Raw genomic sequence first — 6,293 nt, 5'->3', positions numbered from 1 at the left:
AGGTAATAGGCAATGCGGCCAAGCTTCTCCCCCTTAAGAACCGGTGCACTAACTTTCTGTGGAATTTCTATTTTACAGGTTACAGTTTCCCCTTTTTTCAGAAGGACTTCTTTTTCCCTGTCATATGCGGTTACACTGCATTTACCCCTCAGATAGATTTTCGTTCCTATATCCTGATCATCTTCCACACCGTCTGTTACCAGGATTTTTCCGGTCTGTGGTTCTTTCCAGTAGGTTTCGTACTCATAGTTGTAATCTCCGAAATCCAGCAGTTTCTTTGTGTCACTCCATTTATAGGTTTTGTGGTTGGGCCATCCACAGCCAAGGAGACTGACGATAAATGTTTTGCCCTCTTTCTCCCAGGCACATACATAACAGTAGCCAGCCTGGGAAGTATAGCCTGTTTTTCCGGCAAGAACTCCGTCTCTCATATCAAGAAATGCGTTGGCATTATGTACGGAAAAGGTTCTCTTTCCTGTGATCTCAGAGAATGTATAGTCTCTGGTCTGTGCAATGTGCAGGAATGTTTCGTTTTTAACAGCATAGCGCATGATCAGTGCCAGATCTTTGGCTGTTGTGTGATGTTTTCCGTTCTCATCCTCAGCGTCCAGGCCATTAGGTGTGATGAAATACGTATCCTTACATCCTATCTGTTTTGCTTTCCGGTTGAGCATTCTGGCAAAGCCTTCCACGCTTCCCCCGCAGTGTTCTGCAATGGCAACCGCTGTATCATTGTGGCTTTTCAGCATAAGGGAATACAGAAGATCCTCCAGATAATACTGTTCTCCTTTCTGAAGTCCCAGCTTTACTTCCGGCTGGGATGCCGCATTCTGAGAAACCTGAACATAATCATCCCCCGGAGAGTTCTCCAGTGCCACAATACAGGTAAGCACCTTGGTTGTGCTGGCATTTGCCAGAGGACGCTCCCCGTCCTTTTCATAGAGTACTCTGCCGGACTCTCCGTCCATAAGGACTGCTGATAATGCGTACAGTTCTGCCGGTTCTTCTGCAACAGGTGTCATGTCTACTGTCTGAGGTATTTTGTACTCCGCTCCCCGGGCGGAGGTGTATGTCTGCGTAAACAATAATACCGCCGTCACAACAATGACAGCGGCAATATGTTTCATTCTCATACTCCACCTCACATGCTGGCAATCCATGAATATCACTGTTCATAATTTACGGTTATTCACAGATCTGTTGTTTACAGGATATCTGTCAGGATTTTGCTTCACCCTATAAGATAATTTATGCCTGCATGTCCGGAATATGACTGTCACAGTTCCGAAAAATATCGGGATATCCCATTACCCGTTATAAGTCCGGTCCCATCTTTTGCTCAGATGATAAGCTCCCTCTCTTAAGGTATAAAGTTCTCCCAGATATTCCACAGCTTCAGGAACCGCCTCTCTGTAAAGCCTCTCAAGTTCAGGCATGGGAGCTTTTGCCTGCTCTACTGCTTCGGCAGTCATGAAATGTTCAATGACAGAGCCGATGCGACTCTCCTCCCAGTCTCAGAAGTTTCCCCAGAATCCTGCGTTTTCTTCCATGGTCATCACACACCATGAAATTGGTAAGAATTTTCATCATCCTGACAGAAATATAAATGTTTATGGTTTTCACCAGAGGAATGGCCCTGTGGATCACTCTGGCATATTCCATCTTCGGCATGATCCCGCAGGCCGGATAATAATGGTCGGGATCTTTACCTGTCTCTTCCATAAGCACACGGTCAAATTCCTTCTCCAGAACAATGTGAGGAATGACGCCTTCCTGCAGCCATCTTATTTACATAGGGATGGCATGCGGAGTCCAGAATATAATGACAGCCAAATCCAAGAAGATATGCAAAAAGTGCCTCATCATCATTTCTTCTGACCTGCCGCATCCCTTCTTCAAAAAAGGCTCTTGCCTTCTCATGATGCATCTCAATCCCGAACTGGGTGACAGGATTCTTTGAAACCATATAGTAGAACAGGATATCCGGCCCATGTAAACCGATCCTGGTACAAGTCCCCATGTCTGCGGATCAGGGCTTTCATATCTGAAGGCAGTCTCTTATATACTTCTTTTCCAAATAAATCATGCGCATATGTGGTTGGCATTAGTTTTTTCTCCTTTATCTTACACATCCAGTTTCAGCTGGATTTCTTCCTCTGCCTCTGCCTTAAAGTCCTCTATCTGGACAGGGTCAGGGACAGGCAGGGATTCCAGATCCTGTACGCCGAAGCAGCGCAGAAACTCTTCCGTGGTCCCGAGCAGGATCGGACGTCCGGGGGCATCCAGACGCCCCAGCTCCCTGACCAGACTGTATTCTACCAGCTTGTTGATGGCGTGGTCACATTTTACCCCTCGGATCTTCTCGATCTCCGCCTTTGTAACCGGCTGTTTGTATGCAATGATGGATAAGGTTTCCAGCATAACATCTGACAGTGCCGGCTTCTGAGGATGCAGGGCAATATTGATCAGATACTGATAATATTCTTTCTTTGTACACATTTGGAAAGAATTCTCCAGCTCTATGATCTGGATGCCTCTGTTCTCTTCCTGATAACGGTCCATCATATTGCGGATGATCCTTCCTGTTGTCTTCTCATCCACACCGATGGCTTTGGCGATCCGGGGCAGTTCTACGGAACCGCCCATTGCAAAAAGTATTGCTTCTATCGCAGCTTCTGTCTCCTTAATCTTCACTCAGTCTTCCTCATTCCTTTTATTACATATTGATCTCCGTATTCTATGGTTCATCTTCCGCAAATTCTGTAAGATTCTTCCATGTATCCGGGTCTGTCTGTACTTCAACAGAGATATCATCGAACAGTCCGTCCTGCTCCACATGGATATGTCCCATTTTCATCAGTTCCAGTATGGAGAGAAAGGTGACGATCACCTGTACTTTCGAGCACTGACTCTCCAGGAGATTGCGGAAGCTGAATTTCCGATGGGTACGGGCAAAATCTTTGATCTCTATCATCTTATCAGACAGGCTGACCTCTTCCTTCTCGATGGTTCCGAATTTGCTTCGGATCAGGATCGACCTTGTCTTCCTGCCTGCGGATGATAGACTTGTAGATTGCATTCAGCTTCTCCAGTGTGAGACCTGCCAGAAGTTCCTTTCGATATACAGGCTCTCTGTACTGCAGTACCTCATCGGGAAGAGTGGGCTCTTTAAAGAATACATTTGCCGCATCGTCCATCTTGTCCTTCAGTTCATAGGACATAAACTTATACATCTTATATTCCAGAAGTTTCTCCACCAGTTCCGCTCTTCGATCTTCCTCTTCTCCTCCTCATTGACTTCTTTCGGGAGAAGCATTTTACACTTGATATCCAGCAATGTGGCTGCCATAACCATAAACTCACTCATGATTCCAAGGTCTTCCCGCTCCATGGCATGGATGTATTCCATATACTGATCTGTGATCTCCACGATGGGGATATCATAGATATCTATTTTATTTTTTTCGATAAGGTGCAGTAAGAGATCCAGAGGACCTTCAAATACTTCCAGCTTTACCGGAATTCCCATAGCACAGTCTTTTCCTTTTCAAGTAAATATTTCGCTGCCATACAGTCAGCAGACAGTAACAATATTCTCAGGCATTCGGTTTGCAATCCACCATCAGCAATTCCCTGGGATTATGGATCCTTACAGGTATGGTGTGTTCCCCTGCTCCTGCGCTTACCAGCATATGCTGTTCCTTCCTGTGGAAATCTCCGCAGCAGAACTTCGGAAATGGATGAAGCTGTGGGGAAAGCATCCCATTGTGCCTGCCAATTCTTACAATCCCTCCATGATAATGCCCGCTCAGGATCAGATCTGCCCCCCAGTCAAAATAGGTTTCTCCATATTTGGGACTGTGGGCCAGAAGAATATTCAGGGAATCGGAAGATGGTTCTCCGATCAGTTCCCTGACTTCCTCTCTCCTAAGCTGTGGAGAAAATGGCTTTTTATAATAGATCAGAGGTATTTCCAGGCCATAGACAGTAAGACTGGTTTTTCCCACCTGCAGGCTGCAGGATTCATTATGCAGGATATGGATCCCGGCTGTCTTCAGCTCCTTTCATATTCCTGATATCGGGCTGCTATACAGTTCTCCTGAGGATCTGTCCTGTACAGCTTATATTCATGGTTTCCCAATGCATAATAAACCGGATACTGCTGAGCAAGGCTCCTCAGAAGAGATGATGCAGTCTTTAAAGAAGCAGAATCATTTCTCACGATCATATCACCGGCAATGAGAATCCCATCCGGTCTGCACCGGTGGAATAGTCTCCAGAAGCTTTCTGTTATCAGGGCCAAATTCCATGCCATGAAGATCTGCGAGCACCGCAAATCTGATGCCTCTCGCATCCTTTATTTTGTTAGAATGGATTGTATAATGTACGGTTTTAAATCTTTTCATGCAAGTTTTCTTTTCCCTTTATGTTCACTTTGTGTCTGACAACGCATTCTGCGGGATATTATTTTCCAAATCCGCAGTTTGGGAATGTACAGACATCACAGTTCAGGCAGAGTCCACCCTCTCCAAGTTGGTTAATCTCTGATAATGTGATCTCATCATCTGCCATCAGTCTTGGCAGAAGCAGAATGCAAAGATGGTATTCTTTGCATACATAACACATCCCGGAAGCCCAAGGATCGGTATCTGCCTGCCGTCTTTCTCATAATAGGAAACCAACATCATAGCTCCCGGAAGTACTGGTGCACCGTAAGATACGATGCGGGTTCCTGTTGCTTTGATCGCACCCGGAGTTCTGTCATCCGGATCTACGCTCATTCCACCGCTGCCAGCTCCCATACGGCTCCCTCTTCGATAAATTTCAGGATGTCGGCTGTTATCTGTTCCATATCGTCACCCGGTTTTGTCTGACCGATGACCTCTGATGGAAATTTTGCAAATTTATCTCTGCCAGTACAGGAGTGAAGGTGTCAGTGATCAGACCTTTCTGCACTTCACTTCCTGTTGTCACGATACCCACCTTTTTCTTCTTATATGGCAGAATGGAAAAGATCGGCTCTGTGCCTGCCACCTCTGCTGCACGATCCATTTTCTCCTTCTCGATCACCAAGGGGATAATTCTGGTTCCTGCAAGTTTGTCGCCCTTCTTTACAGGAAAATCTCCATGGCGGGATGCAATCATCATCTCTCCAAGTGAGTTGACAGCCAGCAGAGCTTCTCTGCGGATCTTAAGCACTCCGTCAATGTCTGCGGTCAGCTCGATTTTTCCCTCTTTTATATCAGAACCATGCATGGTGTCCGAATCTCCGGCACAGATCTTATAAAGGATCTCTGCGCCTTCATTCTCATGAAGGATATCCTTCTTTCTTCTCCCACACATATAAATGTTCTTTTCCTACAGAGAGTAACAGAGGAATATCCTCTTCTCTGACAATATGACCTTTCTTAAAAAGCACCCCTTTTTTTACATCTTTGATAATCTGTGTGATGTCATGGCATAAAATGTGCCCTACGGCATCTTCTGTACGGATTTCTTTCATTATATAGTACCTTCCTTTTGTTTTTTATTTCCCTCAATACCCATTTGGATTTTATTATACATCGGATTGCTGTCCTTTGTCAAAAAATTATAAAACTGTCCAAAATACTTTTTGTTTACAGGTTACTGTTCACTCTGTTCTCAGTAACGTTTACAATCTCATGACGACTTTTTCAGGCAGTCCGGATATGTGGCTTTTCCTGCATTTTCCCCATAAAGGATCCGCACTCTTCCCAGTTCCTTCCCATCGACGGAATAGGTCATCTCCCCTGCCAGGGTGTTCTTTTTCACCGGAGCCTTTACTTCCCTGTGGATTCTCAGCTTTCTTTTTACATTCCCGATATTCTGTCCTGTGGTATCCAGATAGTGGAACTGTTCTTCATAAACCAGGGAAACCGTCTTTTTCTTTCCATTTCTGACCGGGATGCTCAGGCAGAGCTTCCCATTTTCTTATCTATGTACAGGCTGCATTTTGAAAGAGCCGATAATTTAACATGGAGGCAGCATCTTTAAATCGCACTTTATAGTCCGGGGCTGCCATCACTACTGCGATCAGAGTAATGTCATTTCTTTTGGCGACTGCACTGAGGCAGTATTTTGCAATGCTGGTGCTTCCTGTTTTCAGACCGACACAGCCCTCAGTAGCTGCGGATCGGTTTGCCTTGGCATATGGTAAGTCCGAATTCCTTGGTCCCCTGCCTGGTCACATGGGTGATATTTTCCATCCATATGGAAGAATATCCCAGAATTTTCGGATATTTTGTGATCAGTTCCCTGCTCATGATGGCAGC

12 protein-coding genes and 1 pseudogene are annotated in these 6,293 nt (G+C 45.3%); all 13 read right to left on the bottom strand.

Translation table 11 applies throughout. From position 1 onward, the window contains the following. The coding region (locus tag AC075L_RS01475; protein WP_476387063.1) for a D-alanyl-D-alanine carboxypeptidase family protein at window positions 1-1,127 on the bottom strand (1,127 nt) is incomplete at its 3' end. 180 nt (window positions 1,128-1,307) lie between these two features. Next, on the bottom strand, window positions 1,308-1,436 hold the full coding sequence (locus tag AC075L_RS01470; protein WP_476387062.1) for a hypothetical protein: 129 nt from the start codon (window positions 1,434-1,436) through the stop codon (window positions 1,308-1,310). 43 nt (window positions 1,437-1,479) lie between these two features. Then, window positions 1,480-1,728: a hypothetical protein gene (locus AC075L_RS01465; protein WP_476387061.1), complete on the bottom strand. Its 249-nt coding sequence runs from the start codon at window positions 1,726-1,728 to the stop codon at window positions 1,480-1,482. A 4-nt stretch (window positions 1,729-1,732) separates the two neighbouring features. Further along, entirely contained in the window at window positions 1,733-1,966 is a 234-nt protein-coding gene (locus AC075L_RS01460) for a zinc dependent phospholipase C family protein (RefSeq protein WP_476387060.1), read from the bottom strand. A 158-nt stretch (window positions 1,967-2,124) separates the two neighbouring features. Further along, window positions 2,125-2,694, bottom strand: coding sequence for an SMC-Scp complex subunit ScpB (gene scpB, locus AC075L_RS01455; RefSeq protein WP_055053458.1), 570 nt, complete (start codon window positions 2,692-2,694; stop codon window positions 2,125-2,127). A gap of 43 nt (window positions 2,695-2,737) precedes the next feature. Further along, window positions 2,738-2,974 carry a segregation/condensation protein A gene (locus AC075L_RS01450; RefSeq protein WP_476387059.1) on the bottom strand — a complete coding sequence of 79 codons (237 nt, stop codon included), beginning with the start codon at window positions 2,972-2,974 and terminating at the stop codon, window positions 2,738-2,740. A gap of 4 nt (window positions 2,975-2,978) precedes the next feature. Continuing rightward, window positions 2,979-3,221: a hypothetical protein gene (locus tag AC075L_RS01445; protein WP_476387058.1), complete on the bottom strand. Its 243-nt coding sequence runs from the start codon at window positions 3,219-3,221 to the stop codon at window positions 2,979-2,981. Next, window positions 3,206-3,529, bottom strand: a complete 324-nt coding sequence (locus AC075L_RS01440) for a segregation and condensation protein A (RefSeq protein ID WP_476387057.1) — start codon at window positions 3,527-3,529, stop codon at window positions 3,206-3,208. Before AC075L_RS01440 ends, AC075L_RS01445 begins: the two co-directional genes overlap by 16 nt. Window positions 3,530-3,596: 67 nt before the next feature. Continuing rightward, window positions 3,597-4,007 (bottom strand): hypothetical protein, encoded by a 411-nt coding sequence (locus AC075L_RS01435; protein WP_476387056.1) that lies wholly within the window; start codon window positions 4,005-4,007, stop codon window positions 3,597-3,599. A 47-nt stretch (window positions 4,008-4,054) separates the two neighbouring features. Beyond that, on the bottom strand, window positions 4,055-4,315 hold the full coding sequence (locus AC075L_RS01430) for a metallophosphoesterase (RefSeq protein ID WP_476387055.1): 261 nt from the start codon (window positions 4,313-4,315) through the stop codon (window positions 4,055-4,057). Window positions 4,316-4,464: 149 nt separating this feature from the next. After that, window positions 4,465-5,503, bottom strand: a pseudogene (locus AC075L_RS01425) (molybdopterin-binding protein). 158 nt (window positions 5,504-5,661) lie between these two features. Next, window positions 5,662-5,892 carry a hypothetical protein gene (locus AC075L_RS01420; protein WP_476387065.1) on the bottom strand — a complete coding sequence of 77 codons (231 nt, stop codon included), beginning with the start codon at window positions 5,890-5,892 and terminating at the stop codon, window positions 5,662-5,664. A 64-nt stretch (window positions 5,893-5,956) separates the two neighbouring features. After that, window positions 5,957-6,127, bottom strand: coding sequence for a hypothetical protein (locus AC075L_RS01415; RefSeq protein ID WP_476387064.1), 171 nt, complete (start codon window positions 6,125-6,127; stop codon window positions 5,957-5,959). Between the last annotated feature and the right edge of the window lie 166 nt (window positions 6,128-6,293).

This window comes from Blautia sp. ZXY-1-B12 (assembly GCF_056339915.1).
This window is presented reverse-complemented; position numbering and strand designations above follow the sequence as displayed.